Origin of the sequence: Stenotrophomonas sp. UBA7606, assembly GCF_002477705.1 — a bacterium.
GTDB lineage: Bacteria > Pseudomonadota > Gammaproteobacteria > Xanthomonadales > Xanthomonadaceae > Stenotrophomonas.
In genome coordinates, this window is sequence record NZ_DLJW01000088.1 from 1 (window position 1) to 26002 (window position 26002).

The following is a 26002-nucleotide window of genomic DNA, read 5'->3' on the forward strand; positions in this document are numbered from 1 at the left end:
GGGGAGGGCTGGGGAGGGGTCGCTTGGCCCGGAAAGCCCCTGCCGAGCATGGCTCGGCACTACGCATACAACACCCGCCCTTACCTGGCTTCGTCTGGATCACGCACCAGATGGATGTCGGTCGGGGTGACCAGGGCAATGCCATTGGCCGCACTCTGCTGCAGCAGCTCAAACAACACCTCGCTGCGGGTGCCGTAGACACTGCGCGAGGACGACACATAGGCAAAGCTGTTCACCGCTACCTGGCCGCCGCTGATCGAGTCGATGAAGAACGACGGTGCCGGGTCATCCAGGATGGTTTCATTGGCGGCATAGATCGCCAGCAACAAGGTCCGCAGCTTGCCCACGTCGGTGCCCAGCGGCACCGAGAACTGCACCTGGATGCGGCCCAGTGCATTGGCCATGGTCATGTTGCGGATGGTCTTGGTGATCAGCTCCGAATTGGGCACGATCAGGGTTGAACGGTCGCCGACCTGGATCTCGGTGGAACGTACCGATATGCGCCGTATGTCGCCCTCCTGGTCGCCGATCTTGATCCAGTCACCAATCTTGACCGGGCGCTCGGCCAGCAGGATCAGGCCAGAAACGAAGTTCTGGGTGATCGCCTGCAGGCCGAAACCAATACCCACCGACAGCGCACTGGCCAGCAACGCCACCTTCTCGAAACCGATACCCAGCGCTGCCAGCGCCCACAGCCCGGCCAGCACGATGCCCAGGTAATGCGCCACGGTGCTGATCGAATTGCGTGCGCCGGTGTCCAGATCGGTCTTGGGCAGATAGGTCTCCACCAACCATTGCTGCAGCACGCGCATCAAGGCCAGGCCCAGCACCAGCACCAGCACCGCGCTGAAGATCGAGGCCGGGGTCAGCAGGCTGTCGCCGATCTTGATGCCGGCGGCCAGCCGCTCCAGCCAGCCGTACAACACGCTGACGTTGCCAAATGGCGCCACCACGGCGGTGATCCCCAGTAACACCAGGCCCACCCGCAATGCTGCCGACAGCAGCACCCCGCCCTGTTCCATGCGCGCCGCGGGCAGGCCGGTGGACAACCGCAGCATGCGTCCCATGGTGCTGTCCGGGGCCAGCAGCCACAACGCGAAGTCATCGGCAAAGCGCATCAGCAAGGTGGTCGCCAACACCACCACCGTGATCCAGACCATCTGCTGGGCGGTGAACATGGCGAAGTTGAGATAGCCCATCAAGGTGGCGACCAGCGCCGCACAGATCGTCAGGTAGCCACCCAGCCGCGCGATCACCAGCCAGCCGCTGCGCGGCGCCCTGGGCGTATGCCCGCCGCCGGCATCGCGTTCGGCCTGCGCCGCTGCCGCCGCACGACGCCGGTGCAGGCCGGCCAGCGTGGCCAGCATCAGCATGATCAGCACCACATAGGTCAGCGCGATCAGGCCATCCAGGGTGATGGTGCTGACCGCCGAGGTGCGCGCCGAGCGGTTTATCTCGCGCAGCAGCATGGTCAGCCAGGTCAGGCCCGCAGCACCCCAGGCGAAGCGACGCAGGCGCCCGGCGGCCAGGTCATCGATGTCGAGCAGTCGCCATGACGGGCGCTTGGGTACCAGCAGCGCTGCTGCCAGCGCACCGATGAAGGCCGCCACGAAGGTGGCCATCACGAAGGTATCGGCCACCGATTCCAGGCGTGGCGCGATCGCCGAGATCGCGCGCAGGCTGCTGACCAGTACCAATGCCGCCAGACCCGGCAACAGGGTGCCTACCAGCAGCAGCCACACCGCCAGCCCGGTGCGCCGCAGGCGACCGGCAGGTGCGCGTTCGGACGCGGCATAGCGGCGCCCCAGGTGGCGCAGCCACAGGCGCAGCGGAAACAGCAGTACCAGCGCCAGCGCAGCGCCCAGCAAGGGCGTACCCCAACCCTGCTTGGCAGCGGCTTGCAGCAGTCCTTTGCTGGCCTGCAGATACAGCGAGTGGACACGCCCCAGGTCGTCCGGCAGATGCTGGGCGAACTCGCGCCACAGCGCCGGTGACAGCGGCGAGCCAACCTTGCGCCCGAGCTGCTCACCAAACTGCTGCGCGCGCATCTTCTCGATCGATTCGCTGGCCTGCTTGGCGTCCTCGGCCAGCAGTTTGCCGCGCTTGATGTCGGCGTCCACCTGGCTGCGCTGCTGGCCCAACAGCTTGCGTTGGCGGGCGATGCCGGCGTCCTCGCCGCCCTCCGGTGCGGGTCCCAGTTGCTCGATGCGGGCATCAAGCTGGGTCAGCTCCGGCTGCAGTGCCTGCACCGCCGCCTCGGCGTCGCGCTGGGCCTGGGTGGCACGCTCGGCCAGGGTCTTGAGGGTTTCCGGCGCATCGGCATCAGTGACTGCGCGCTTGACCGCGTCAAACGCTCGCGAGGCCTGTTCGATGCGCACCTGCGGGGTCAGCTCGGCATTGCCGTCAGGGGCTGCCCAGACCGTGCCGGCCGACAACAGGAACACAAGCAGCACCGCACGCAGCGGCTGGATCAGGCGTTGGGCAGACAAAGCGACGCACCGGCTTGCGCGGACCACCGCGCCTGCCACGAACTATAAGCCAGCCGATGTGGGCTGCATGCGAACCCGGCGCACGGGCTCAGTATTTCAAGCCCAGTTCTGTGATGTGGTGGCGGTTGAGCTCGTAGATTTCCTGGAACTCTTCTTCAGTCAGTTCGTCCGGGGCATACACCGCCACCGGATCCCACTGCTGGGTGGTGGGCAGTGGTTGGCGGGGGCCGGCCCGCAGCGAAAACCCGTGGCCGTCGTAATCGACCACTTCCGGCAGTTTTTCCCAGCGCTCGCGCGCGTAGCGGTTCTGCCCTTTGAGCAGGATCACGATAAACATGGATATCTCCCGTCTACGGATGGCACCAGCCTAGCGCAGCACGCGCACGCCGGTGCGACGGCCTGCGCGTGCACGCCGGTACCGGTTCAGCGTGCCCCGAGTACACCCTCGGCAACGGCCACGAGTCCTTCACCGGGCTTGTCCTATAGCTGGTGCCCGGTATCTCCTGTCTGCGCTGATCGAGGCCTGCAATGCGTCCGCACCCGCCCCTTGCCACCGTGTCCGCAGTCGCCCTGCAGCGCTACCTGGGCAGCTGGTATGAGATCGAACGCCTGCCGGCACGCCAGGAGCCGGAGGCCGCCACCGACGTCAGCGCCCACTATTCGCTCAACCCCGATGGCAGCGTGCGGGTGCACAACCGCTGCCTGCAGCAGGGCACGCTGTATGAGTGGGTAGGCCAGGCCACCCCGATCGATGCCAGCAACAGCAAGCTGCAGGTGACCTTCACCGCCAATGCCCTGCGCTGGGTGCCGTTCACCCGTGGCGACTACTGGGTGATGCAGCTCGACGCCGGCTATACCACCACCCTGGTCGGCAGCCCGGACCGCCGCCATCTGTGGCTGCTGGCGCGGCTGCCGCAGATGGATGCAACCACCCGTCGGCACTACATCGCCTACGCCCGCCAGCAGGGGTTCGACGTGGACCAGTTGATCCACACCCCGCATACCGGCCACCCGACCGCAGGCTGAGCACGCATGGACCTGAAAAGCGGCTATCCGTTCTGGGCGGTACGCAATGGCCTGATGCAGGCTTTTCCGGCCTTGCAGGCCGATCTGCACTGCGAGGTGCTGGTTCTGGGCGGCGGCATCACCGGCGCGCTCATCGCCGACCACCTGGCCGCACACGGCCACGACGTTGCGGTGGTGGAACAACGTGATATCGGCTGGGGCTCAACCGCGGCCAGCACGGCCCTGCTGCAGTACGAGATCGATACGCCCTTGGGTGAGCTCGCCCGTCTGTACGGATTGGAAGCCGCCCTGCTGGCCTACCGCGCCTGTGACCACGCCATCGACACCCTGGCCACGCTGGCTGGCGAGCTGCACGGCGTGGACTTCGAGAATGCCGACAGCCTGTACTACGCCAGCCGGCGCCGCGATCTTGGCCCGCTGATCGAGGAATTCGAGCTGCGCCAGCGCCATGGCTTCGCGGTGGACTGGTATGACGCCGCAGGCGTGCAGGCGCACTACGGCATTGCCGCGCCCGCTGCCATCCTCAGCCATCATGCCGCGCGCATGGACCCGTATCGGATGACCTACCGGCTGCTGGCGCGGCTGCTCGCGCAGGGTGGGCAGGTGTTCGACCGCACCACCATCGACCATCTCACCGCTGGCCCCCGCAAAGTGGTCGCACGGACCAGCGATGGCGTGCATATCCATTGCCAACAGCTGGTCGTCGCCGCAGGTTATGCCAGCCAGCACTGGCTACGCCAACGGGTCGCGCGCAATCGCAGCAGCTACGCCTTCGTCACCGACCCACTGCCGCCCGAGGCACTGGGCGCAGCCCGCGACACCCTGCTGTGGGAGACTGCACGCCCCTACCTGTACCTGCGCAGCACCGCCGACCACCGGCTGCTGGTCGGCGGCGAAGACGACGCAGTGGACATACCCGCGCGCCGCGACGCACTGGTCGACCGCAAAGCGCGGCGACTGGCCACCAAGGCCGCCAGGCTGCTCGGTGGTCGGCCGCTGCAACCTACCTTTGCCTGGGCCGGCACCTTTGCCGAAACCGCCGATGGTCTGCCCTTCTTCGGCACCCACCGGCAATGGGGGCCACGGGTGCAGTTCGCCATGGCCTACGGCGGCAATGGCATCACCTATTCGACGATCGGCGCCAGCCTGCTGTGCGCGGCCATCGAGCGCCGCCGCCACCCGTTGGCGGAGCTGTTCGGCTTCCAGCGGCTGGGCTGAGCTGGCGGCAACGGCGACAGGCCGCATTCAAGCCGTTTCTGGTAGCGTTCAGATGGCCTGCCATACCGGCGCTGGCGCTTTGGAGCGGTCCCGTGAAGATTCGACACCTGCTGCTTGCCACCGTGCTGCTGGCCCCGTTGCCGGCACTGGCTGACGAAGCCACCCCCAGCGCGGCCGCGCTGGACCTGAGCGTGCCGCAGGCGCCGGTGCGCTACCTCGGTGACCCGAGCCTGCAGCAGGATGCCCCGGGCACCTACTACGGCGACCACAGCGGGCGCGGCCTGCCGCGCAAGCGCGTCGCCGATGACGCCCCGGTGGTGGTCGACGACAAGCTGCAGGTACACGGGGCGGTCACTACCGGCATCGGTTACTCCAAGGCCTTCGGCAACAGCCACTGGAGTGCGGTGGACCTGAACCTGGGCAAGAACTACACCACCGACGAAGGCAATACCCACCGTGTCGACGTGAACATCCACGTCAGCAAGGGTGACGGGGTTGGTCTGTATGGCCCCTATGGTGGCTACGGCCCCGGCCCTTGGGGTGGCTGGTAATCGCCCGGCTCAGGCAGTCGCCCGCATCCACACGCAATCCACCGCATCCAGCGCGATGTGCAGCAGCAGACCGACACCGAACAGGCGCGTGCGCCTGGGCACGGTAAGCCCGGCATACAGCAGGACCGCCGGCGCGGTATGCAGCGGATGGAAGCCCACGCTGCAGCGGTTGGGTGCATAGATCGGGTCTGCCAGCAGGTGGTCCAGGTCGATGATCCAGCCCAGCAACAGCAACAACCACGCCTTGCCGAACTGCGGCCGCCAGAACAGCCAGGCCAGCAGCGCCGGCACCGCGATGTGCAGGCACAGGTGCAGGATCGCGCGCAGGCTCATGCGGCTGGAGCGTCCAGCGAGGCCATGTCGATCACGAAGCGGTATTTCACGTCCGAGCGCAGCATGCGCTCGAAGGCCAGGTTGATGTCCTGCATCCGGATCTGCTCGCATTTCGGGTAGATGCCCTTGTGTGCGCAGAACGCCAGCAGCTCGCGGGTCTGCGCGATGCCACCGATCAGCGAACCGGACACCTGCTTGCGGCCGCGCACCAGCAGGCCGGCATCCAGCGGCGGCATCTCCTCCAGTGCCCCCACCAGCACCAACCTTCCGCCCACATCCAGCAACTTCACGTAGGGTGCCAACGCATGGGCCACCGGCACGGTGTCGATGATCAGGTCCAATGACGACGCTGCAGCGCGCATGGCCTCGGCGTCGCGCGACACCAGCACCTGCTGCGCGCCGAGCGCGAGCGCATCGGCGGTCTTGTCGGCGCTGCCGGTGATCAGGGTCACCTCGCAACCCAGCGCGGCGCCCAGCTTGACCGCCATATGTCCAAGACCGCCCAGCCCGATCACCCCAAGCCGGGTGCCAGGGCCCGCCCCATACTGGCGCAAGGGTGCCCAGCTGGTGATGCCCGCGCACAGCAGCGGCGCGGCGCGGGCCAGGTCCAGCGCGGGCGACAGCGCGATGACAAAGGCCTCGCGCACCACGATGGCGCGTGAATAGCCGCCCAGGGTCAACTCGCCGCTGACCCGGTCGCGGCCGTTGTAGGTCATGGTCACGCCGTGCCTGCAGAACTGCTCCTCGCCCTGGTTGCACTGGTCGCAGTCGCGGCAGCTGTCGGCCATGCACCCGACGCCAACTGCGTCGCCGACCTGGATGCTGGTCACTGCCGGCCCCACCGCGCTGACCCGGCCGATGATCTCGTGCCCGGGCACCATCGGGTAGCGCGCCGACCCCCAGTCGTTGCGGGCCTGGTGCAGGTCGGAGTGGCAAACCCCGCAATACAGGATGTCGATGGCGACGTCGTCGGCACGCAGTGCACGGCGGTCGATGGTCAGCGGCTGCAGCGGGGTGCTGGCCGACAGCGCGGCATAGGCAGGGGTGCGCATGGGGCGGTATTTCCGGTAATCCAGCGGGGCATTGTAGGGGGGCTGCGATGCGGCAGCGTTACACTATGCGGCCACCGGGCAGTTCCGCCGCGGTGGTCCTGGAGTGGCAATGATCAACAACGACGTACTGCGCAGCGTCCGCTACATGCTCGATCTCAGCGATGGCATGGTGGTGGATACCATTCTTCTGGCCGACCCCGCGTTCAACGTGGACCCCGCCCAGGTGCACGATTTCCTGCGCAAGGACGACGAACCGCTGTTTGAAACCTGCCCGGATGCCGTGCTGGCACGCTTTCTGGACGGTCTGATCTACCACTTCCGTGGCCGCGACGAATCGCAGCCGCAGCGCCCGCCGGAAAAGCGCATCACCAACAACATCGTGCTGAAGAAGCTGCGCGTGGCCTTCGAGCTGAAGGACGTGGACATGCATGCGATTTTCGAGAGCGCGGGCTTTCCGGTGTCCAAGCCGGAGCTGTCGGCGCTGTTCCGTCAGCCGGATCACAAGAACTACCGCGAGTGCGGTGACCAGCTGCTGCGCGCCTTCCTCAAGGGCCTGACCCAGCGGGTACGCCCGGCGGCCTGAGCCGGCAGGCAAAGCGCGCGGCGCTGCCACGCCCAGCGTAGGCGGTTCACAGGATGCGGTAGACGCGGGCCTTGGGCAGGTCTTCGTCCACCTGCAGGAACCAGCGCCCGGCAATGCCGGGGATCACCTCGATTTCAGGCGCCTGCAGGCGGTTGCGCAGGCGCATCTGGCCCTTGAGCACCTTCCACTGCTGGCCGTTTTCCAGCACGAATACCGTGCCCGGCTCCCAGCCGGTCACCTCGCCCTGCACGCGGCTGTGCACCGGGCCTTCTTCCAGACCGATCTGCATCGGGGCCGGCACAACACCGGCCGAGCTTGGCGTTGACGTTGGCGTGGCCGCTTCGGTTGCGCTGAGCATGCGGTTGAGCAGCTGCAGCTGCTGCGCGCTCAAGCCCACCTGCTGCAGCTGCTCGGCGCTGAGGCGGTTCTCCAGCGGCACGTAAGCGTGCTGTTGGCTCCAGGCCAGTGGCGTGATCAACAGCAGGGCAGCGGCAAGCAGCAGACGGGTTCTCATTCGTGGCGATCCTTCCGGCCGGTGCCGGTTGCGTCGCACTTTGCTGCAGTTTGGTTGCAGTGTTGTTACAGCTGAAGGCTGCCCTCACCCCAACCCCTCTCCCGCATGCGGGAGAGGGGCTCGTCTCGCGTGCGGTCGCAGTGCACTGACCGTTCTCCCTCGCGCGAAGTGAGCGGGCTGTTTGCGAAGCAAAGGTTCGCAGCCATTCGCACGACCTAGCGCCAGCGCAAGGGTCGGGTCGGGTCGGGTCGCGGAGCGGGGCTGGGCTGGGCTGGGCTGAAAGCAGGCTGGCTGGAAACCTCAAACCCAGGCGTTGGACAAAAAGAAAGGCCCGGCAGAGCCGGGCCTTGTTCGCAACATGACGCCAGGGCGTCAGCGCGTATTACCAGCTGAAACGCGGGCCAACGGTCCACTGCTTGTCGCCATCACGGTTCATCTTGATGTCGCCATTGATGCCCCAGTTCTGGTTCAACTTCACCTGGCCACCCAGGCGGCCGTAGAACTCGCCTTCCGGATTGATGCCGTGCTTCTTGGTGAAATCTTCGTAGCCAGCCATTGCATAGACTTCAGCATGGTTGCCGAATGCGGTGCGGATGCCGGCTTCAGCGCTGTAACCTTCGAAGTCGGCAGCCTTCACGTGCTTCGGGTCGAACTTTTCGTAGGCCACGCGGGCAACGAAGTCGGTGCTCGGGGCGATTTCCTTGTTGAAACCGGCACCCACGCGCCACTGGTCCAGGTCAACCTTGTTCAGGTCGATTTCCTGGCGGGTGTATTCGCCGAAGGCGTGGAAGTTCGGGTGGAAAGCGTAGGAACCCTTCAGGCCCCAACCGTCGGCGTCGCCACCGGCAGCATCGGTCTTGGCGTAGTCGCCTTCGACGTAGTTGTAGGACAGACCGTCAGCGGCGGAAGCGGCGAACGGAAGGGCGGCAACCAGCGCCAGGGCAATCAACGAACTCTTCATGGGTACTACCTCTGCATTACTGACTTGATGGCACGACAGCAAACAGCTGTCTGCGTCCGGATGTAAGTTTTCCGTTAGCCGCCCCAACAAACCCTGAAAATCCGCCTGCAATAAAACGTCGATTTTTTGCCTTTATTCAGGCGATTTCTGGCACACGCGTTGCGTGCGCACCTTGCTTCCCATTCATTTTGGCAAAACCGCACAATAATCAGCGGTGCCGTCTACCTGCGCCGATGCCACCAAAGGTGGTGGGCAAGGCGGCGCCATGCAGCGGTACGCCAGTCTCGATGTCACTCAGGATCGGACAATCCGGGCGATCGTCACCGGCGCAGCAGTTGGCCAATGCCTGCACGGTCTGCACCATGTCCTGCAGCTCGGCGATGCGTTGCTGCAGCACCTGCACATGCTCCAGCGCCATGCGTTTCACATCGGCGCTGTGGCGTGTGCGGTCGCGCCACAGCTCCAGCAACCCGGCGATGCGCTCGATGCTGAAACCCATGTCCCGCGAGCGCTTGATGAAACCCAGGGTGTGGATGTCGCGCGGGCCGTAGACGCGATAGCCGGCGTCGGTGCGCGCCACCGGCCCGATCAGGCCGGTGTCCTCGTAGTAGCGGATCATCTTGGCCGAGATGCCGCTGGCCTTGGCTGCCTGGCCGATGTTCATCCCCTCTTCCATCTGCATGCTCCTCAGCCCTGTTCCGGATTGAAGCGCTTTAGCCGCAGCGCATTGCCCAGCACGAATACCGAGGACAGGGCCATCGCCCCGGCGGCGAATACCGGCGACAGCAGGATGCCCCCCAGCGGGTACAACACACCGGCAGCCACCGGGATCAGCGCCGTGTTGTAGGCGAAGGCCCAGAACAGGTTCTGGCGGATATTGCCCATGGTGGCCTTGCTCAGCGCGATGGCATTGGGCACACCTTGCAGGCTGCCGGACATCAGCACCACATCGGCCGCTTCGATCGCCACATCGGTGCCGGTGCCGATGGCCAGGCCGACATCGGCCTCGGCCAGCGCCGGTGCGTCATTGATTCCATCGCCGACATAGGCCAGTTGCCCATGCGCGGCCTTGAGCCGGCGCACCGCATCGACCTTGCCTTCCGGCAGTACTTCGGCCACCACCTCGTCGATGCCGAGCTGGCGGGCGATGGCGTCGGCGGTGCGGCGGTTGTCGCCTGTGATCATCGCCACCTTCAGCCCCAGGCCGTGCAGGCGGGCAATGGCGGCGCGGGTATCGGACTTGATCGGATCGGATACGGCGATGATCGCCGCCAGGCGACCATCCAGAGCTGCGTACAGCGGGCTCTTGCCCTCCTCGCCCAGCCGCTGCGCGACGTCGGCGAACATCGCCACATCCAGGCCAAGTTTCTGCATGAAGCGATCCGCGCCCACTTCCACGCGCACACCCTCCACATCTGCTCGCACGCCGTAACCGGTCACCGATTCGAAGGCAGCAACCGCCGGCAGTGGCAGGTTCTCCTGCTGCGCGGCAGTGACGATGGCGCGGGCAATCGGATGCTCGGAGCGGTCTTCCACTGCGGCCACGCGCGCCAGCACCTCACTGCGCTGGAAGCCGGTGGCCAGCTGCAGGTCGATCAGTACCGGGCGGCCCTCGGTCAGCGTGCCGGTCTTGTCCACCGCCACTACCTGCGCCTCCTTCAACAGCTGCAGGGCCTCGCCCTTGCGGAACAGCACCCCCAGCTCGGCACCACGCCCGGTACCGACCATGATCGAGGTCGGCGTGGCCAGGCCCATTGCACACGGGCAGGCAATGATCAGCACCGCCACCGCATTGACCAGGCCAAAGGTCAGCGCCGGGTCCGGGCCAAACAGCAGCCAGACCACGAAGGTCAGCGCCGCCAGACCCATCACGATCGGCACGAACCACAGGGTGATGCGATCCACCAAAGTCTGGATCGGCAGTTTGGCGCTCTGCGCCTGCTCGACCAGACGGATGATCTGCGCCAGCACCGTCGCCCCGCCCACCGCGGTGGCGCGCACGCCTAGCACACCGGTCTGGTTGACGGTGCCGCCGATGACGCTGCTGCCCGGCGCCTTCTGCACCGGCACCGGCTCGCCGCTGATCATCGATTCGTCGACGTAGCTGTCGCCGTCGATCACCTCGCCATCCACCGCGATGCGTTCGCCCGGGCGCACTTCGATCACATCGCCGCTGGCGATCTGCGCCAACGGCAACTCCACCACCGTGCCCTCGCGGCGCACGCGCGCGGTCTTGGCCTGCAGCTTGAGCAGGCGCTTGATCGCCTCGGACGTGCGGCCCTTGGCCTTGGCCTCGAGCACGCGGCCAAGCAGGATGAGGGTGACGATCACCGCCGCGGCTTCGTAATACACATTGACCGTGCCGGCCGGTAGCAGCCGCGGCAGGAAGGTCGCCACCAGCGAGAAGCCATAGGCAGCCAGCGTGCCTACCGCTACCAGCGAGTTCATGTCCGGCGCGGCACGCAGCAGGGCCGGGATGCCCTTCTGGTAGAAGCGCCGGCCAGGGAATACCAGCACCAGCGTGGTCAGCACGAACTGCAGCAGCCAGCTGTTGCGGGTGCCCAGGCTTGCCGCGATGACATGGTGGAAGGCCGGCACCAGGTGCGCCCCCATCTCCAGCACGAACACCGGCAAGGTCAGTGCGGCGGCCAGCCACAGGTCGCGCTTGAGCACGCGCAGCTCATCTGCATGCCGCTGCGCCTGCTGGTCCTCGCTGCTGCCGCTGTCCTCGACCACGCTGGCGGAATAGCCGGCCTTGCTGACCGCCGCCAGCAGCACGGCGCGATCGGCGCTGCCCTGCACGCTGGCGCGCTCGGTGGCCAGGTTGACGCTGGCCGACTGCACGCCGGGCACGGCCTTCAGCGCGCGCTCCACCCGGCCGACGCAGGACGCACAGGTCATGCCTTCGATCAGCAGTTCCTGCGCGGCCGGTGCGGTTATCTCGTAACCGGCCTTGCGCACGGCCTGCAACAGGGCCTCGCGCGGCACGCTGCCGTCGGTCTGCACGCTGGCGCGTTCGGTCGCCAGGTTGACGCTGGCCTGGCTGACGCCGGGCACGGCCTTCAGGGCGCGCTCGACACGGCCCACGCAGGAGGCGCAGGTCATGCCTTCGATCAGCAGATCTTCACTGTGGTGGCCGGGGGCGGGCGTTCCCGGGCTGGCGCTGCTGCTCATGGTGGGGCTCCATGTCGTGGGTTGCAGGCACCTTAAAGCTTCCAACGATGGGAGGGTCAAGCACCGTTTAGCAGCTTGACCTTACCATCATGGGAAGGTTCAGACTGTCTACCCCGCAACGGAGAATCCAGATGAAACTGCATATCGAAAGCATGACCTGCGGCGGCTGCGCACGCAGCGTGACGGCCACCGTCAAGGACGTGGACCCGGCGGCCACGGTCGACATCGACCTGGCCAGCAAGGAAGTGAAGATCGAATCCAGCCAGCCTGTCGAAAAGTTCACCAAGGCGCTGGACGAAGCCGGCTTTCCGGCGACCTGAGCCGCCGCCCACGGCCGGCAGCAGGAAGCGCGTGCGCTCAGCGCACGCGCTTCCACACCTCACGTTCCACCCGGCGCTCGCCGTCCCAGCGCTCCAGCGTCCACACATCGCCTTCCAGCGTGTAACGGAAGCTGTAGCTGCCGCCATTTTCCAGCGGGTATGACGCCATCAACGGCGTTTCCACGTACTGCCCGGCATCGCTGCGGTAGGTCCCCGAGCCACCGGCCCAGAATTTGCCATCGCTGGTGGTGGTGAAGGCGAAGTGACCATCGGCCAGCACCTTGTTGCCGGCCAGTTTCTGGCTGGCGTAGTCCACCACCGCCCCTTCCGGGTTGATGAACTCACCGCCCTGCAACTGCCAGGCACCTTGCAGGCCATCGGCAGCCTGCGCGCTGGCCGCGCCCAGCAGCACTACCGCGGTGGCGAGAGAACGCAGCAGCATCGGCAACTCCAATTCGGATCGGGGCCGCATTGTGCGCAATGGCAGGGCCCTGGCGCCAATACCGATGCATCGGCAACCGTTGCCCGCGCCGGCGGCGCTATCATTGCCGCCACTACAGGCATCAACCACGGCTACAGCATGCAGACCCTACTCACCCCGGTATCGATCGGCGAGTTGATCGACAAGATCACCATCCTCGAAATCAAGGCCGAGCGCATCACCGACGCCACCAAGCTGGCCAACGTGCGCACCGAGCTGGATGGATTGTGGCCGTTGTGGCTGGGGCAGCAGCAGACCCGCCCCGCGCTGAGCGCGCTCAAGGACCAGCTCAAGGCCATCAACGAGCGCATGTGGGAGATCCAGGACCGGCTGCGCGAGAAAGAAGCCGCGCAGGATTTTGGTGCCGAGTTCATCACCCTGGCGCGTGGCGTCTACGGCACCAATGGCGAACGCATCGTGGTGAAGAACGAGATCAACCGCGTTGCCGGTTCCGCGCTGGTGGAAGAGAAGCAGTACCAGGGCGAGTAAGCGGTCGGCTCACGCCAACAGCAACAGCTACCCCCTCCCGACCTCCCCCCTTGGCTACGCCAAAGGGGAGGAGCGAAGCGGCAGTTCCGCCTCGCTTTCGCGTCGCCTGCTCAGAACGCCAGCTGCGCCCACAGGCCGGCCTCGTGGCTTTCCAGCCGCGATTTCGCTGTTTCCTGCCGTACCTGCTTGCCCACTGCCGACAACCGCAGGTGCTTGTTCGGCTTCCATTCCACGCCCACCATGCTGTAACGCTCGCGGGTGCGCGGATCGATATCCAGGCTCATGCGGGTTTCTTCGTGGCGGGTGAACAGCGCGTACTGCGGGCTCAACTGGTAACTGGCCCAACCCGACCAACCGCGCTGGTCGTCACTGCCCGGCTTGACCACACGGGTCCAGTCCTCGGCACGGAAGTACTGCGCGCCGACACGGCTACGCTCGCCCACCCAGCTGGCCATCGCATTCCAGCGCTGGGCGGTGTGCTCGCGCGTGCGCTCACCCGCGTCCTGCGCACGCGTGCCACGGTAGCCACCCACGGCAAGCTCAACGCCCTTGAGCGGCACCCAACCCACACGCGCCTCGATATCGGCACGGCGGCCCAGGCGCGGCTTCTGGAAGCCGCCGCCGGTCACCACCGACGCCGCATAGGTAAAATCTCCACGCGCGTACTGGCCGTGCACACCATAGTCGGCCGGCGCGCCCATCTTGGTGCGCGCGATCAGGCCCGCATCCACATACCGGTAGCCTTCGCGCGCCGATTCCTGCTGGATCCAGGGCGTGGGCGCATTGCCCAACCGCAGCCAGCTGCCCTTGCCGAAGCTGCGCTGCAGGTAGGCATGGCGCAACCACAGGTCACTGACATCGCTGTTGCGCAGCCACTGCACGTCGGTGGTCACCTGCGCCGACCAGTTCTGGTTGAAGCGGTGGTCAACGGTGATGAAGGTGCGCTTGAGATCCAGCGCCAAGCCCTCATCGGCCGTGGCGCGGCCATCTCGGTCGAGCTGGCTGGCATTGATGAAGATCTGCGCCGACACCGTGGTATCGGCCTGCTGCGCCGCTGCGGCCAGCGGCAGGCACAGGGCCAGCAACCCGGCAACAACGGTAGAGGGTGAAACGCATTGCATGGTGCTCTCCTGGCGGCCGTTGCCGCCCCTGCGATCAGTAACGCGCGTCCTTGGGTTTCTTGTCGCGCGGCCAGTCATTGGCCTTGCCAGCGAAATCCGGGCGTGGCTTCTGGGTGAAGTAATAGGCAACATCAACGGCCTCCTGGTCGCTGAGTTCGCCCTGGCCAAAGGGTGGCTCCTGGTTCACCGCCAGCGGCATGTTGTACTTGACGAAGGCGGCCGCCTTGTACAGGCGCGCCATGCCGGCACCGATGTTGAAGGAGTCATCCCCCCATAGCGGCGGGAACAGGTATTCATTGAACTGGTCCTTCATGCCCTCGCCATCGTTGCCGTGGCAGCTGGCGCATTGCGCCGCGTAGATCGCCTCGCCGCGCACCGGGTCCGGCTGCAGCGTCTGGTCAATCTCGCCCTCGGTACGGTCCGCCACCTTGCTGCCCTGCGGCATGCCCTGGCCCAACCAGTGCATGTAATCGAGCATGCCCTTCATCTCGGCCGAATCCACCGCCAGCTTGTGGCCGTTCATCGAACGCACGAAGCAGCCGTTGATACGCTCGGCCAGGTCGATCGGCTTGCCCGGGCGTGGCATGTAACGCGGGTAGTTGCCGCCGGTGTTGATGTAGTGGTTACGCAGCGCGAAACGGCCCTGCGCCATGTGGCAGGAGTTGCAGTTGAGGCCATTGCCGACATTGTCCGGCAGCAGCCGCGCGGTCTCGTTGAGCAGGCGCCGGCCCAGCATCACCGACTCGGCATTGGACAGGCCGGCAATCTCCTGCGCGCTGGGCAGCACGTGCTGGCCCAGCACCTTGCCCTGCTTGTCCAGCACATCCATGGCAGCCGGTGCGGGGGCGTCCAGGTCGGGATGGTTGTGATGGTGCCAGGCACCGGCCCCGGCCAGTACCAGCGCTGCCAGGGCGGCTCCGGCAATCAGCATTGCGTGCTTCATTTCGATTCCTCCACCGGCACGTAGTGCACCGGCTTGTCCGCCACCACGCGGCGCATGCGCGCGATGTCGTCGGCACTGACCGTGCTGGCATGGTTGCCCCAGCTGTTGCGGATGAAGCTCAGCACCTCGGCCAGTTCCTTGTTCGAGACATTGGCAAAGCCCGGCATGCTGAAGGCCATGCGGTCATGCACCGTGTCCGGCGTGCGGCCGCCGGCCAGGGTCACCTGGATCAACGAGCTGGGGTCGTCGGCGAACACGATGGAGTTGCCAGCCAGCGCCGGATAGATCCGCGGTGCCCCCCGCCCGTCGGCGCGATGGCAGGCCTGGCAATGCTCGGAATACACCAGCGCACCCGGCACGCTGTAGTCACCGGCACGCAGCTGCGCGGTGGTGGTGTCCTGGCCGGGCTGCCATTGCGGGGCGCGGCCTGCGCGCGCCGGCAATTGCTTGAGGTAGTGCGCCATGGCCTGCAGATCCTCGGCCGTCATGTGCTGGGTGCTGTGCTGGACCACGTCGGCCATGCCACCGAAGGCGGCGGTGCGATCGGTGCGGCCGCTGCGCAGGAACTCGACGATATCGGCCTCGCCCCACGTTGCCAGGCCGGTGCCTTCGTCGCGCAGGTTCTTGGCGTACCAGCCCTCCAGCACCGAACCGGACAGGAAGTGGCGGCTGCCATCCTCGCCCAGCGCCTTTTCCTGGAAGGCCAGGCCGCGGGGCGTATGGCAGGCGCCGCAGTGGGCGAAGCCTTCCACCAGATAGGCACCGCGCTGCGCCACCGTATCCATGCCGGGATCGGCCTGGAAGCTGCGCGGGCGCGCGAACATCAGCTGCCAGTAGGACAGCGGCCAACGCATGCTGGCCGGCCACGGAATGGTGGTGGCAGCATTGGCCTGGTCCACCGGCTGCACCGAGGACATGAAATAGGCGTACAAGGCCTTGATCTCATCGTCGGAGGTGATCGCATATGACACATACGGCATGGCCGGATACAGGGGCTGGCCATCGGCACGTACGCCGCGGCGCACCGCGCGTTCGAAGTCGGCATAGCTGTAGCCGCCGATGCCGTGCGCCGGATCAGGGGTGATGTTGGTCGAGTAGATTGTGCCCATCGGCGTCTGCATGCCCAGGCCGCCGGCAAATGGCTTGCCGCCGGGGGCGGTATGGCAGGCCGCGCAATCGGCCACATGCGACAGATAGGCGCCGCGCTGGATCAGCTGCGGGTCCTTGATATCCACCGTGCCCGGCTGCGCGGGTGCGAGCCACGCAGGCAGCAGACGTGCCCCACCATAAGCAGCGGCGAAGCCTATGGCCCCCACCAGGACGATCTTGGTTAATTTGCGCATGATCTCCGGCCGGGCTGGGTGCGGCGCCATTTTCTGCGCTGCGCTGTGCCTGCGCCCTGATCAAGATCAAACGCAGCCGCATGGCCGGGGTTTGCACCGATGCGGCAAAGTCCAGGCAAAGATGATGGCGGGCGCCAGGCGTGGCTCGGAGTGGCACGCCTGCTGCAGTGAGCGACGGGCAACAAAAAGGCCAGGTCGATGCCTGGCCCTGCGGGTTTACTACGTGTGTTGTGTCAGCGTTTGTCGGCTGTGGCCTGTGCCATCTGCAACGGCACCGTCTTGATCGAAAGGCATTCCGGGCAGACCCGTTCCAATACCTTGATCACCGGCGCGTATACCGCCTTGCACCGTGTGCACTGGACCCTTCCAGTCGTGTTGGCTTCCATAAGCCTCCCTCTTTTTCATTCCAAGCAGACACATATGAGGGATGGAAGCCGGGAATTCAAGCCTGCAAGCTGAACAGCCCGCTGAAAACCGCCGTGCCTACTGCGTTGCACCCAGCACGTACAGCAGCACCAGCAGGGCAAGCACGCCGGCCAGCACCGCGAAGAATATCTTCCATGCGCTGTAAGGGCGCTCGCCAGCCAGCGCACCGGTGTAGCCATTGGCCAGCACCTGGTAACTGCGCGCGCCGTAGGTGTAGGCGACCAGCCATACCGGCACCAGGATGTGCTTGAAGGTGCGCGCACTGTAGTTGGCCTGCACCTGCAGGTTGCGGTGCGTATCGCCGGGTACCTGGTCGGCACACAGCGCGCGGGTCTGCGCCTGCATCTGCGCCTCACCGCGCTGTGCGGCCTGGCGCAGGTCCACCTGGTAGCGCTCCACCGTCCAACCACGCACGAATTCGGGCGAGTACGGCTTCAGGTCACTGGTGGTCGGGAACTGCCCGATCTTGGCCAGCAGCTCCGGATGCACGCCCACCGTGCCCGGCACCAACTCGTCATCGAAGAAATGCTGCAGTGAGCCGGCCGCCGGCTCCCAGCGCGTGCGCTGTTCCTGGCGGGTCTGGGTGTTGCCATTGGAGTCGCGGTAACTGACGGTGACGTAGTAGTGGTAGCCCGCCTCGGCCGTCCAGCGCGCGGCAACATGGGCGTCAAACGTCCAGTACGGCAGGTACATGCCCTTGAGCGTATCGGTCAACGCCGCGCGCTTGAGCTTGTTCGGCGCAAACCAGCGGCTGCCATACCACTTGCGGATGCTGTCGCGCACCTGGCCATCGCTGATCTTGAAGGGCAGCAGGCTCTGCGGGGTGATGGCGTCGCCCAGCGACTGGTGATCGATGATGGACGGTGAGCCGCAGAACTCGCAGCGATCAGCCACCTTGCCATCGACGAACACCGAGATCGCATGGCAGCTCTGGCATTGCACCTCGCGCGGCTGCGCGCCGTAGCCGCGTTGCCCGGCGGGCGTGGCGGCCATGCTCTGCAGCATGCCAAACACCCCCCCCTGCGCCGACGGCGGCAGCGGTGGCGGCTCGGATTCCTCCGCCTGCAGCCGCTGCAAGGCGGCCAGCAGATCCTGTTCGACCACGCCGGCGCTGCCGTCGCCCACGCCTTCGGCCGCCGCCGACAGCGGCACGATGGTGCCGCAGTACGGGCAGGCCAGCGCCTGCTTGGCGGCATTCCATTGCAGATCCCCGCCACATTCCGGGCAGGGATGTTTGCCAACTGTTGCGTTGTTCATCAGCCGCGCAGGAACTCTTCCAGTGCCGAACGGGCGATGCGGGTGGCATTGCCGATCTTGCGCGCCTTCAGCTCACCGGCGGCAATCGAGGCCATCACGTCCTCCACCGACACCGACAAGGCCTGCGCGGCCTGCTCGGGGGTAAGTACGTCCAGCACCGCCGCATCCGCGCCGGCTGCCGGCAACGGCGGTGGCACCGCCGCGCCTGCAGCAGGTGGCGTGCCCTGCATGCTGCGCATCATTTCCTGCGCCATGCCGAAGCCCACCGCCATCTGCGCCGGCACTGCCGCGGCAGCAGCACCTTCACCGCCCTCGCCCATGCCGTGGCCCATCTGGTACTTCACGTAGTCGTTGAGGTTGCCGATCACGCCCATGCTGGAGCGCTTGTCGATGGCCTGCTCCACTTCCGGCGGCACCGACACGTTTTCCAGGATGAAGCTGGTGATCTCGATGCCGTACTTGCCGGACATGGCCGGGTTGATGATGGGCAGCAGCGCCTCGCCCAGTTCGGAGTAACGCGCGGCCACATCCAGTGCCGGCACGCCGGCCTTGGCCAGGGCTTCGGTGAACACGCTGACGATGCGCGAACGCATGGTGTCGGCAAATTCGTCCAGGCGGAAATTCTGGTCGGTGCCAGCCACTTCCTTGAGGAACTTCGGCGGGTCGACGATGCGGAAGTCATAAGTACCAAAGGCGCGCAGGCGCACCACGCCAAAATCGGCGTCGCGCATCATCACCGGGTTGGCGGTGCCCCACTTGTTGCCGGTGAACAGGCGCGTATTGAGGTAGTAGACATCGCACTTGAACGGCGACTCGAAACCGTACTTCCAGCCCAGGATGGTGGACAGCACCGGGATGTTCTGGGTGCTCAGCGTGTGCTTGCCGGGGCCGAACAGATCGGCGTACTGCCCGGCGGCGACAAACTGCACCATCTGCGATTCGCGCACGATCAGCTGCGCGCCATTCTTGATCTGGCGATCCTCGTCGGGCCAGCGGTAGGACAGCGTGTCGCGCGAGTCATCGGTCCACTCGATGATCTCGATCAGTTCCTTCTTGATGAAATCCAGAATGCTCATGCTCAGTCCCCAGTCGACAAGGCTGTGATTCTACGGCCGGATTGTTAAGAACGCGCGTGACGCCACGCAGACATCGCTGGGCGCAGCATGGCCGCATCTTCTGGACCTGCGGGTACGCCATGCGTGTACTGACCTTGTTGTTGACGACGCTGTTCGGGCTGGCGCTGGCAGTCGGTGGCGCCTGGCTGCTGGCCCTGCGCGGCAGCCCGTTCTATCTGTTCAGCGGCCTGCTGCTGTTGGCCGTGGCCTGGGGCCTGTGGCGACACCGGCGCTGGCCCACCTGGCTGTATGCCGGCTGGCTGCTGGTACTGCTGGCCTGGTCGTTGTGGGAAGCAGGCCTGTACTGGTGGCCGCTGGCCACGCGGCTGGGCGTACCGGCCCTGCTCGGCCTGCTGATGGCACTGCCGGCGGCGCGCCGGTCCAGCCCACACGGCTATACCGGCCCGGCCGGTTGGCCGGTGCTGCTGACCTCGCTGCTGGTCGCGGTAGTGGCCTTTGCCGGCATTCCACGCCACCTGCACGAGATCAACGGCAGCCTGCCGATGGCCATCGTCAATGCCGATCCGGCCCTGGGCGACAGCCCCCAGCCGGACGGCGAATGGCAGGCCTATGGGCGCAGCAGCTACGGCCAGCGCTACTCGCCGCTGGCACAGATCACCCCGGCCAATGTCGGCCAGCTGCAGCTGGCCTGGCAGATGCAGACCGGCGACGTGCGCCTGCCGCAGGATGTGGGCGAGACCACCTACGAGGTCACCCCGCTGAAAATCGGCAACACGCTGTACCTGTGCACCCCGCACAGTCTGGCGTTCGCGCTGGATGCCGACACCGGCAAGGTCCTGTGGAAGTTCGATCCGGCCGCCGGCATGGAGCCGCAGCGCCAGCACCAGACCTGCCGTGGCCTGTCCTATTACAGCGCGTCGGCCGCCGCTGCCACGCCGGGCAATACCGTAGCCACCTGCAGCAGCCGGATATTCCTGCCCAGCGCCGATGCCAAGCTGCATGCGCTGGATGCACGGACTGGCCAGCACTGCAGCGACTTCGGCAACAACGGCGTGCTCGACCTGCTGCACAACATGCCGTTCAAGCAGGCAGGCTATTACTACTCCACCTCGCCACCCTTGATTGCTGGCGGCAAGGTAATCGTCGCTGGTGCGGTCAATGACGACTACGCGATCAACTCGCCCTCGGGCGTGATCCGCGCCTATGACGTCCATAGCGGCAAGCTGCTGTGGAACTGGGACTCGGGCAATCCCACCCAGACCGCACCGCTGGACCCGAACAACCCCGACCAGGTCTACAGCCCCAGCTCGCCGAACAGCTGGTCGGTGGCCAGCGCCGACGAAGCCCTGGGCCTGGCCTATTTCCCGATGGGCAACCGCACGCCCGACCAGCTGGGCATGTACCGCAGCCCGGCCGAGGAAACCTATGCGTCCTCGGTGGTCGCGCTGGACATCGCCAGCGGCCGGGTGCGCTGGGTGCGCCAGTTCGTGCACCACGACCTGTGGGACATGGACACGCCCGCGCAACCCATCCTGCTCGACCTGGACCTGCCACAGGGCCGCGTACCGGCGCTGGTGCAGCCGACCAAGCAGGGCGATGTGTATGTGCTGGACCGCCGCGACGGCACGCCGCTGCTACCGGTGAACGAACGCCCGGCCCCGCAGCACGTGGATATTCCCGGCCAACGCGCGGCGCCCACCCAACCGTACTCGGCGCTGAGCTTTGAACCGCCGCGCCTGCGCGAAGCCGATATGTGGGGGGCCAGCCTGATCGACCAGATGCTGTGCCGCATCCAGTTCCGCCAGCTGCGCTACGACGGCCGTTACACGCCGCCCACCCTGCAGGGCAGCCTGGTCTATCCGGGCAACTTCGGCACCTTCAACTGGGGCGGCGTGGCGGTGGACCCGCGCCGGCAGGTGATGTTCGGCATGCCGACCTACCTGGCCTTCGTATCCAAGCTGGTGCCCAAGCACGAAACCGGCGGCCGCGAAATGAACAAGGGCGAGCATGGCCTGAACGAGAACAAGGGCGCGGACTACGCGGTGGAAATGACGCCCTTCATGTCACCGATCGGCGTACCCTGCCATGTGCCGCCGTGGGGCACGGTGGCCGCTGCCGACCTGCGCACCGGCAAGATCGCCTACCAGCACCGCAACGGCACCATCCGCGACCTGTCGCCGGTCCCGCTGCCGATCCGCATCGGCGTACCCGGCATCGGCGGCCCGCTGCTCACCTCCACCGGCGTGGCCTTCCTGAGCGCGGCCACCGACGACAACTTCCGCGCCTATGACCTGGCCAGCGGCAAGGTGCTTTGGGATGTGCGTATTCCGGCCGGCGGGCAGGCCACGCCGATGACCTACCTCAACAGCCAGGGCGAACAGATGCTGCTGCTGGTGGCGGGCGGTCATGGTTCGACCGGGACCAAGGCAGGCGACTATGTGTTGGCGTACAAGCTGAAGAAGTAGCGGCCTTGGCGGCTGAAGCAGGAGCAGGAGCCCCCCTCCCCAACCCTCCCCTTGCCTCCGGCAAAGGGAGGGAGCACAAACAACAGCTCCAGCGCCGCACACTCCGCCCCCTCCCTTGCGCAGCGCGCAGGGGAGGGTTGGGGAAGGGTGCTTTCGCAGTGAACCCAATCAGCCCAGATCAATCCGCGGCACGTCGTACCAGACAGCATCCGGGAAGCGCTTCAACACCCAGTCGCGAATGAATCCACGGCTATCAGCCGCAATCACCTCATCGCTGCTGTCATCGCGGCTGTTCCAGGCCACGCCATGCAACGCGATGCCACGCGCGGCCAGCGCCTCCAGCGACAGCAGGGTGTGGTTGATGCTGCCAAGCCGCCCGGATGCCACCAGCAACACCGGCCAGCCTTTCTGCGCGACGTAGTCAATCGTCAGCAACTGCTCGGTCAGCGGCACCATCAGGCCACCGGCACCTTCGATCAGCACGGTTTCGTACTGTGCCTGCAGCCGCGCGGTAGCGGCCTCGATCGCGGCGAAATCCAACGCACGCTGCTCCAGCCGTGCCGACAGATGCGGCGAGGCCGGGTAAGCAAACAGCGCCGGCATCGTGGTGCCGTCACGGTCCGCCTCGAACAACCCGCAACCCATGATGCGCCGGTGCAGCAGGATGTCATCGGAGGCGGCCACGCAGCCGGTCTGCACCAGCTTCTGGGTAATCACGTCCTGGCCCTGCTCGGCCCATTGCCGGGCCAGCCAACCGGTCACCACGGTCTTGCCGATCTCGGTATCGATACCGCTGACAAAAACGACCTTGCCACTCATGCGCGCATATCCTCTTCCTGCAGGCTGGCCACCAGGGCCACCATGCCTGCGCACAGCTGCTGCAGCTGCGCATCATCAATCACGAACGGCGGCATCACATACACCAGCCGGCCAAACGGCCGGATCCAGATGCCCTGCGCCAGCATCCGCTGCTGGATGCGATCCAGCCGCAGTGCCGCATTCAACTCGATCACGCCGATGGCGCCAAGCACGCGCACATCGGCAACCTGCGGCAATCCGCGTGCCGCCGCCAGCCCCTGTTGCAGGCCGCGTTCAATCGCCGCCACCCTGCCCTGCCAGTCCTGCGACAGCAGCAACTGCACCGATGCCAACGCCACCGCACAGGCCAGCGGATTGGCCATGAAGGTGGGGCCGTGCATGAACACGCCCGGCTCGGCGCTGGCGATCACGTCGGCCACCTCGCGCGTACACAGCGTCGCCGCCAGCGTCATATAGCCGCCGGTCAGTGCCTTGCCGACGCACAGGATGTCCGGGCTTATGCCGGCATGCTCGCAGGCAAACAGCTTGCCGCTGCGGCCAAAGCCGGTGGCGATCTCGTCGCAGATCAGCAGCACATCATGCGCGCGGCACAGCTGCGCCAGCTCGCGCAGGTACTGCGGATGGTAGAAGCGCATGCCACCGGCGCCCTGCACCACCGGTTCGATGATGAAGGCCGCCAGTTCATCGCCATGCTCGGCAAACAGCTGGACCAACGGTGCGACGTCGGCCGGGTTCCAGGCTTCGCCATGGCGTGTCTGCGGTGCGGGCACAAACCGCCGTGACGGCAGCGCACTGCCAAACAGGCCGTGCATGCCGGTAACCGGGTCGCACACCGACATCGCGTTCCAGGTATCACCGTGATAGCCCGAGCGTGTGGTGGCGATATTGTTCTTGCCTGGCTTGCCACGCGCCACCTGGTATTGCACGGCCATCTTCAAGGCCACTTCCACCGACACCGAGCCGGAGTCGGCATAGAAGATTGCATCCAACCCGGCCGGCACGATCTGCAGCAGCTGCTTGCCCAGCGCGATGGCCGGCTCGTGGGTCAGGCCACCAAACATCACATGCGACATGCGCCCGAGCTGGTCCAGCACCGCCTGGTTCAGCTGCGGATGGTTGTAGCCGTGCACGGCGCACCACCACGAGGACATGCCATCGATCAGCTCGGTGCCATCCTCCAACTGCAGCAGCACGCCTTGCGCACGCGCCACCTTGAGTACCGGCACCGCACCACCGAGGGCGCTATAGGGGTGCCACAGGTGTTCACGGTCAAACGGGTCGATCAGCATTTCCAGCACACCACGCCGCCGGAAGGGCGGCTTGCAGGGGGCGTACCTTACCGCTTGCGCGGCTGGCCTGCATGCATCAGCGGCAACGGATCCAGCGGGCCGTCGCTGCCATAGATGCCGTAATGCAGGTGCGGCGGGGTACCGCGCGCATTGCCGCTGTCACCGACAAAGCCCAGCACATCGCCTGCCTGCACGATACGGCCATAGGCCAGGCCCGGCACCCAATCCTGCAGGTGCGCGTAGTAATGGCGCTGCCCGCCCGGGCCGATCACCCACACCTGGCGCCCACCCAGGCCGCTGTCGCGCACCGCCGCCACCACACCCTGCGTGGCCGCCAGCACCGGCGTGCCGCGTTTGCCGAAGATGTCCACACCGTGGTGCTTGCGGTCACGCCCGCGCGGTGCGCCAAAGGTAGCGGCAATCTGCCGTGGCGCGATGCCCTGCACCGGCACCTGGATGGCCGTCGGCGCTGGCAGGCGCGCAAGCTTCCAGCTTTCACGCGCAACCACGGCATAGGGTTGTTGCCACAGCCAACTTGCCCCTGTCGCCAGCAGGATGACGAACAGCAACAGCAGCACCCAACGGGTGTTACCGGAACGCAGCGCAGAGTTCATGGAAGTGCATCGAAGTGGGCCATTTGGCCGATACGCTAGCAGCAGGAATCGCGCTGTTTCCAGCGATTTCTGCGTCATTTCAAACTTCAAACCGGCTTCACAATCAGCACATATCCAGCACATCCGCCGCGAGCAGACTGCCGCATCCTGACCCCGTTCCAGGACCGCGATGCCACTGCTGGATCTACTGTCGCCGCTACTTCTGCTTTCGGCAGCGAGCTATTTTCTGCTCCTCATCACGATTGGCCGCCTGAGCCGCATGATGTTCGACGCCATTGCCGTCTTCAGCCTGATTGCGCTGTTGATGGCGTTCATCGCCGCGCAGGGCATGGCAGCTTTGCAGGTTGCCTGCATGCTGTTGCTCCACCCGGCCATCAGCTTGATCGCACACCGGTGTCTGCACCAGCGCGGCGACAACGCCTTGCCTCCTCGCGGGCGATGGCGGGTCTTGCCTCCCGCCATCGCTGCTACCGTCAACGCCCGGTCACGGCCTGCAACTGTTGCGGATAGCGTTCGCCGGCCACGGTGATTGCGTCCAGCGCCTGCTGGATGGCCGCCATGTCGTCACTGTCCAGCTGCACGTCGGCCGCGCCCAGGTTTTCCTCCAGCCGGTGCAGCTTGGTGGTGCCGGGGATGGGCACGATCCACGGCTTGCGCGCCAGCAACCAGGCCAACGCGATCTGCGCGTGGCTGATGCCCTTGCGTGCCGCCAGGCCACCAATCACCTCGACCAACTGTGCATTGGCGCGGCGGTTGGCCTCCGAGAAGCGCGGCAGATTGGCGCGGAAGTCGGTGGCCTCGAAGCTTGTGCTCGCGTCCATCGCGCCGGTCAGGAAGCCCCGGCCCAAGGGGCTGAACGGTACGAAGCCGATACCCAGTTCTTCCAGCAGCGGCAGGATCTGCTGCTCCGGCTCGCGCCACCACAGCGAGTACTCGCTCTGCAAGGCCGCCACCGGCTGCACCGCATGGGCGCGGCGGATGGACTCCACGCCCGCCTCGGACAGGCCAAAGTGTTTGACCTTGCCTTCGGCGATCAGGTCGCGCACGGTGCCGGCCACGTCTTCCATCGGCACCGCCGGATCCACCCGGTGCTGGTAGAACAGGTCGATGCGGTCGGTGCGCAGGCGCTTGAGCGAGGCCTCGGCCACCGCGCGGATGTTCTGCGGGCGGCTGTCCACCCCTTTGCTGGCGTCGGCGTTGCGGAAGCCGAACTTGGTGGCGATCACCACTTCGTCGCGGATCGGTGCCAGGGCTTCGCCCAGCAGGTCTTCATTGGTATACGGGCCATAGACCTCGGCCGTATCGAAGAAAGTGACACCGCGCGCGTGGGCCGCGCGGATCAGGGCGATGCCCTCGGCGCGCGGCACGGGCTGGCCGTAGGCATGGGTCAGGCCCATGCAGCCCAGGCCCAGTGCCGACACCTGCAGGCCACTGTTACCCAGTACACGTGTTTGCATG

The 26002-nt window shown here is 66.2% G+C and carries 26 protein-coding genes; 8 read left to right on the forward strand and 18 right to left on the reverse strand.

Features of this window, described 5'->3' with window-relative positions:
* Window positions 1-80: 80 nt before the first annotated feature.
* Window positions 81-2489 (reverse strand): DUF3772 domain-containing protein, encoded by a 2409-nt coding sequence (locus tag B2527_RS11070; protein ID WP_293712091.1) that lies wholly within the window; start codon window positions 2487-2489, stop codon window positions 81-83.
* Window positions 2490-2577: 88 nt separating this feature from the next.
* Window positions 2578-2826 (reverse strand): hypothetical protein, encoded by a 249-nt coding sequence (locus tag B2527_RS11075; protein WP_293712094.1) that lies wholly within the window; start codon window positions 2824-2826, stop codon window positions 2578-2580.
* A 191-nt stretch (window positions 2827-3017) separates the two neighbouring features.
* Here B2527_RS11075 and B2527_RS11080 point away from each other — a divergent pair, with 191 nt between their 5' ends.
* The 3 genes from B2527_RS11080 to B2527_RS11090 all read left to right on the forward strand — a co-directional run bounded on the left by B2527_RS11080 (window position 3018) and on the right by B2527_RS11090 (window position 5284).
* A complete protein-coding gene (locus B2527_RS11080; protein WP_293712097.1) occupies window positions 3018-3515 on the forward strand; it encodes a lipocalin family protein in 498 nt (165 codons plus the stop codon).
* 6 nt (window positions 3516-3521) lie between these two features.
* Window positions 3522-4733, forward strand: a complete 1212-nt coding sequence (locus B2527_RS11085) for an NAD(P)/FAD-dependent oxidoreductase (protein ID WP_293712100.1) — start codon at window positions 3522-3524, stop codon at window positions 4731-4733.
* Window positions 4734-4825: 92 nt separating this feature from the next.
* Window positions 4826-5284, forward strand: coding sequence for a hypothetical protein (locus B2527_RS11090; protein WP_293712103.1), 459 nt, complete (start codon window positions 4826-4828; stop codon window positions 5282-5284).
* 9 nt (window positions 5285-5293) lie between these two features.
* Here B2527_RS11090 and B2527_RS11095 read toward each other — a convergent pair whose 3' ends face one another.
* Together B2527_RS11095 and B2527_RS11100 are read right to left on the reverse strand one after the other, a co-directional pair.
* On the reverse strand, window positions 5294-5617 hold the full coding sequence (locus B2527_RS11095) for a DUF6122 family protein (protein ID WP_293712106.1): 324 nt from the start codon (window positions 5615-5617) through the stop codon (window positions 5294-5296).
* The gene (locus B2527_RS11100) at window positions 5614-6669 is read right to left on the reverse strand and encodes an NAD(P)-dependent alcohol dehydrogenase (protein WP_293712109.1); all 1056 of its coding nucleotides are present in this window, start codon (window positions 6667-6669) and stop codon (window positions 5614-5616) included. Before B2527_RS11100 ends, B2527_RS11095 begins: the two co-directional genes overlap by 4 nt.
* Window positions 6670-6778: 109 nt before the next feature.
* Between B2527_RS11100 and B2527_RS11105 the strand changes: the two genes are divergently transcribed.
* Window positions 6779-7252 (forward strand): DUF1456 family protein, encoded by a 474-nt coding sequence (locus B2527_RS11105; RefSeq protein WP_293712112.1) that lies wholly within the window; start codon window positions 6779-6781, stop codon window positions 7250-7252.
* 46 nt (window positions 7253-7298) lie between these two features.
* On the opposite strand, the gene B2527_RS11110 is transcribed toward B2527_RS11105, so the two are convergent.
* From B2527_RS11110 to B2527_RS11125, 4 genes are all read right to left on the reverse strand, one after another.
* Complete coding sequence (locus B2527_RS11110; RefSeq protein WP_293712115.1) at window positions 7299-7766, reverse strand: hypothetical protein; 468 nt, start codon at window positions 7764-7766, stop codon at window positions 7299-7301.
* A gap of 382 nt (window positions 7767-8148) precedes the next feature.
* Window positions 8149-8727 carry an Ax21 family protein gene (locus B2527_RS11115; RefSeq protein WP_293712118.1) on the reverse strand — a complete coding sequence of 193 codons (579 nt, stop codon included), beginning with the start codon at window positions 8725-8727 and terminating at the stop codon, window positions 8149-8151.
* A gap of 208 nt (window positions 8728-8935) precedes the next feature.
* Window positions 8936-9391, reverse strand: coding sequence for a Cu(I)-responsive transcriptional regulator (cueR, locus tag B2527_RS11120; RefSeq protein ID WP_343124755.1), 456 nt, complete (start codon window positions 9389-9391; stop codon window positions 8936-8938).
* A gap of 23 nt (window positions 9392-9414) precedes the next feature.
* A complete protein-coding gene (locus B2527_RS11125) occupies window positions 9415-11901 on the reverse strand; it encodes a heavy metal translocating P-type ATPase (RefSeq protein ID WP_293712124.1) in 2487 nt (828 codons plus the stop codon).
* A gap of 131 nt (window positions 11902-12032) precedes the next feature.
* On the opposite strand from B2527_RS11125, the gene B2527_RS11130 reads away from it, so the two are divergent.
* On the forward strand, window positions 12033-12221 hold the full coding sequence (locus B2527_RS11130; RefSeq protein ID WP_293712127.1) for a heavy-metal-associated domain-containing protein: 189 nt from the start codon (window positions 12033-12035) through the stop codon (window positions 12219-12221).
* A gap of 37 nt (window positions 12222-12258) precedes the next feature.
* On the opposite strand, the gene B2527_RS11135 is transcribed toward B2527_RS11130, so the two are convergent.
* Window positions 12259-12663: a hypothetical protein gene (locus B2527_RS11135; protein ID WP_293712129.1), complete on the reverse strand. Its 405-nt coding sequence runs from the start codon at window positions 12661-12663 to the stop codon at window positions 12259-12261.
* A gap of 138 nt (window positions 12664-12801) precedes the next feature.
* Between B2527_RS11135 and B2527_RS11140 the strand changes: the two genes are divergently transcribed.
* Window positions 12802-13191: a DUF6165 family protein gene (locus tag B2527_RS11140; protein ID WP_293712131.1), complete on the forward strand. Its 390-nt coding sequence runs from the start codon at window positions 12802-12804 to the stop codon at window positions 13189-13191.
* Window positions 13192-13301: 110 nt separating this feature from the next.
* Here B2527_RS11140 and B2527_RS11145 read toward each other — a convergent pair whose 3' ends face one another.
* The 5 genes from B2527_RS11145 to B2527_RS11165 all read right to left on the reverse strand — a co-directional run bounded on the left by B2527_RS11145 (window position 13302) and on the right by B2527_RS11165 (window position 19357).
* Window positions 13302-14312, reverse strand: a complete 1011-nt coding sequence (locus B2527_RS11145; protein ID WP_293712133.1) for a hypothetical protein — start codon at window positions 14310-14312, stop codon at window positions 13302-13304.
* 34 nt (window positions 14313-14346) lie between these two features.
* Complete coding sequence (locus B2527_RS11150) at window positions 14347-15255, reverse strand: c-type cytochrome (protein WP_293712136.1); 909 nt, start codon at window positions 15253-15255, stop codon at window positions 14347-14349.
* Complete coding sequence (locus B2527_RS11155; protein WP_293712138.1) at window positions 15252-16598, reverse strand: c-type cytochrome; 1347 nt, start codon at window positions 16596-16598, stop codon at window positions 15252-15254. Before B2527_RS11155 ends, B2527_RS11150 begins: the two co-directional genes overlap by 4 nt.
* Window positions 16599-17081: 483 nt before the next feature.
* Window positions 17082-18281: a hypothetical protein gene (locus B2527_RS11160; protein ID WP_293712141.1), complete on the reverse strand. Its 1200-nt coding sequence runs from the start codon at window positions 18279-18281 to the stop codon at window positions 17082-17084.
* Complete coding sequence (locus tag B2527_RS11165) at window positions 18281-19357, reverse strand: SPFH and helix-turn-helix domain-containing protein (protein WP_293712144.1); 1077 nt, start codon at window positions 19355-19357, stop codon at window positions 18281-18283. Before B2527_RS11165 ends, B2527_RS11160 begins: the two co-directional genes overlap by 1 nt.
* 56 nt (window positions 19358-19413) lie before the next feature.
* On the opposite strand from B2527_RS11165, the gene B2527_RS11170 reads away from it, so the two are divergent.
* Window positions 19414-21822 (forward strand): membrane-bound PQQ-dependent dehydrogenase, glucose/quinate/shikimate family, encoded by a 2409-nt coding sequence (locus B2527_RS11170; protein ID WP_293712147.1) that lies wholly within the window; start codon window positions 19414-19416, stop codon window positions 21820-21822.
* A 168-nt stretch (window positions 21823-21990) separates the two neighbouring features.
* On the opposite strand, the gene bioD is transcribed toward B2527_RS11170, so the two are convergent.
* From bioD to B2527_RS11185, 3 genes are read right to left on the reverse strand one after another with little or no spacing between them, the layout of a single operon-like run.
* A complete protein-coding gene (gene bioD, locus B2527_RS11175) occupies window positions 21991-22641 on the reverse strand; it encodes a dethiobiotin synthase (protein WP_293712150.1) in 651 nt (216 codons plus the stop codon).
* Window positions 22638-23930 carry an adenosylmethionine--8-amino-7-oxononanoate transaminase gene (bioA, locus tag B2527_RS11180; protein WP_293712153.1) on the reverse strand — a complete coding sequence of 431 codons (1293 nt, stop codon included), beginning with the start codon at window positions 23928-23930 and terminating at the stop codon, window positions 22638-22640. Before bioA ends, bioD begins: the two co-directional genes overlap by 4 nt.
* Before the next feature lie 47 nt (window positions 23931-23977).
* Entirely contained in the window at window positions 23978-24544 is a 567-nt protein-coding gene (locus B2527_RS11185) for a M23 family metallopeptidase (RefSeq protein ID WP_414717073.1), read from the reverse strand.
* Between the two features lie 169 nt (window positions 24545-24713).
* Here B2527_RS11185 and B2527_RS11190 point away from each other — a divergent pair, with 169 nt between their 5' ends.
* Complete coding sequence (locus B2527_RS11190; RefSeq protein ID WP_293712158.1) at window positions 24714-25073, forward strand: hypothetical protein; 360 nt, start codon at window positions 24714-24716, stop codon at window positions 25071-25073.
* Here the strand turns inward: B2527_RS11190 and B2527_RS11195 are convergent.
* A complete protein-coding gene (locus tag B2527_RS11195; protein WP_293712160.1) occupies window positions 25018-26001 on the reverse strand; it encodes an aldo/keto reductase in 984 nt (327 codons plus the stop codon). The two genes, B2527_RS11190 and B2527_RS11195, sit on opposite strands and share 56 nt — an antisense overlap.
* Window position 26002: the final 1 nt, after the last annotated feature.

What these genes read in the sequence shown, in the direction of transcription:
- B2527_RS11135 (WP_293712129.1), bottom strand. Translation starts at nt 12,663, where the DNA reads ATGCTGCTGCGTTCTCTCGCCACCGCGGTAGTGCTGCTGGGCGCGGCC.
- bioD (WP_293712150.1), bottom strand. Translation starts at nt 22,641, where the DNA reads ATGAGTGGCAAGGTCGTTTTTGTCAGCGGTATCGATACCGAGATCGGC.
- B2527_RS11095 (WP_293712106.1), bottom strand. Translation starts at nt 5,617, where the DNA reads ATGAGCCTGCGCGCGATCCTGCACCTGTGCCTGCACATCGCGGTGCCG.
- B2527_RS11195 (WP_293712160.1), bottom strand. Translation starts at nt 26,001, where the DNA reads ATGCAAACACGTGTACTGGGTAACAGTGGCCTGCAGGTGTCGGCACTG.
- B2527_RS11190 (WP_293712158.1), top strand. Translation starts at nt 24,714, where the DNA reads ATGCCACTGCTGGATCTACTGTCGCCGCTACTTCTGCTTTCGGCAGCG.
- B2527_RS11165 (WP_293712144.1), bottom strand. Translation starts at nt 19,357, where the DNA reads ATGAGCATTCTGGATTTCATCAAGAAGGAACTGATCGAGATCATCGAG.
- B2527_RS11155 (WP_293712138.1), bottom strand. Translation starts at nt 16,598, where the DNA reads ATGCGCAAATTAACCAAGATCGTCCTGGTGGGGGCCATAGGCTTCGCC.
- cueR (WP_343124755.1), bottom strand. Translation starts at nt 9,391, where the DNA reads ATGAACATCGGCCAGGCAGCCAAGGCCAGCGGCATCTCGGCCAAGATG.
- B2527_RS11125 (WP_293712124.1), bottom strand. Translation starts at nt 11,901, where the DNA reads ATGAGCAGCAGCGCCAGCCCGGGAACGCCCGCCCCCGGCCACCACAGT.
- B2527_RS11115 (WP_293712118.1), bottom strand. Translation starts at nt 8,727, where the DNA reads ATGAAGAGTTCGTTGATTGCCCTGGCGCTGGTTGCCGCCCTTCCGTTC.
- B2527_RS11185 (WP_414717073.1), bottom strand. Translation starts at nt 24,544, where the DNA reads ATGAACTCTGCGCTGCGTTCCGGTAACACCCGTTGGGTGCTGCTGTTG.
- B2527_RS11100 (WP_293712109.1), bottom strand. Translation starts at nt 6,669, where the DNA reads ATGCGCACCCCTGCCTATGCCGCGCTGTCGGCCAGCACCCCGCTGCAG.
- B2527_RS11140 (WP_293712131.1), top strand. Translation starts at nt 12,802, where the DNA reads ATGCAGACCCTACTCACCCCGGTATCGATCGGCGAGTTGATCGACAAG.
- B2527_RS11105 (WP_293712112.1), top strand. Translation starts at nt 6,779, where the DNA reads ATGATCAACAACGACGTACTGCGCAGCGTCCGCTACATGCTCGATCTC.
- B2527_RS11085 (WP_293712100.1), top strand. Translation starts at nt 3,522, where the DNA reads ATGGACCTGAAAAGCGGCTATCCGTTCTGGGCGGTACGCAATGGCCTG.
- B2527_RS11080 (WP_293712097.1), top strand. Translation starts at nt 3,018, where the DNA reads ATGCGTCCGCACCCGCCCCTTGCCACCGTGTCCGCAGTCGCCCTGCAG.
- B2527_RS11130 (WP_293712127.1), top strand. Translation starts at nt 12,033, where the DNA reads ATGAAACTGCATATCGAAAGCATGACCTGCGGCGGCTGCGCACGCAGC.
- B2527_RS11150 (WP_293712136.1), bottom strand. Translation starts at nt 15,255, where the DNA reads ATGAAGCACGCAATGCTGATTGCCGGAGCCGCCCTGGCAGCGCTGGTA.
- B2527_RS11160 (WP_293712141.1), bottom strand. Translation starts at nt 18,281, where the DNA reads ATGAACAACGCAACAGTTGGCAAACATCCCTGCCCGGAATGTGGCGGG.
- bioA (WP_293712153.1), bottom strand. Translation starts at nt 23,930, where the DNA reads ATGCTGATCGACCCGTTTGACCGTGAACACCTGTGGCACCCCTATAGC.
- B2527_RS11075 (WP_293712094.1), bottom strand. Translation starts at nt 2,826, where the DNA reads ATGTTTATCGTGATCCTGCTCAAAGGGCAGAACCGCTACGCGCGCGAG.
- B2527_RS11145 (WP_293712133.1), bottom strand. Translation starts at nt 14,312, where the DNA reads ATGCAATGCGTTTCACCCTCTACCGTTGTTGCCGGGTTGCTGGCCCTG.
- B2527_RS11110 (WP_293712115.1), bottom strand. Translation starts at nt 7,766, where the DNA reads ATGAGAACCCGTCTGCTGCTTGCCGCTGCCCTGCTGTTGATCACGCCA.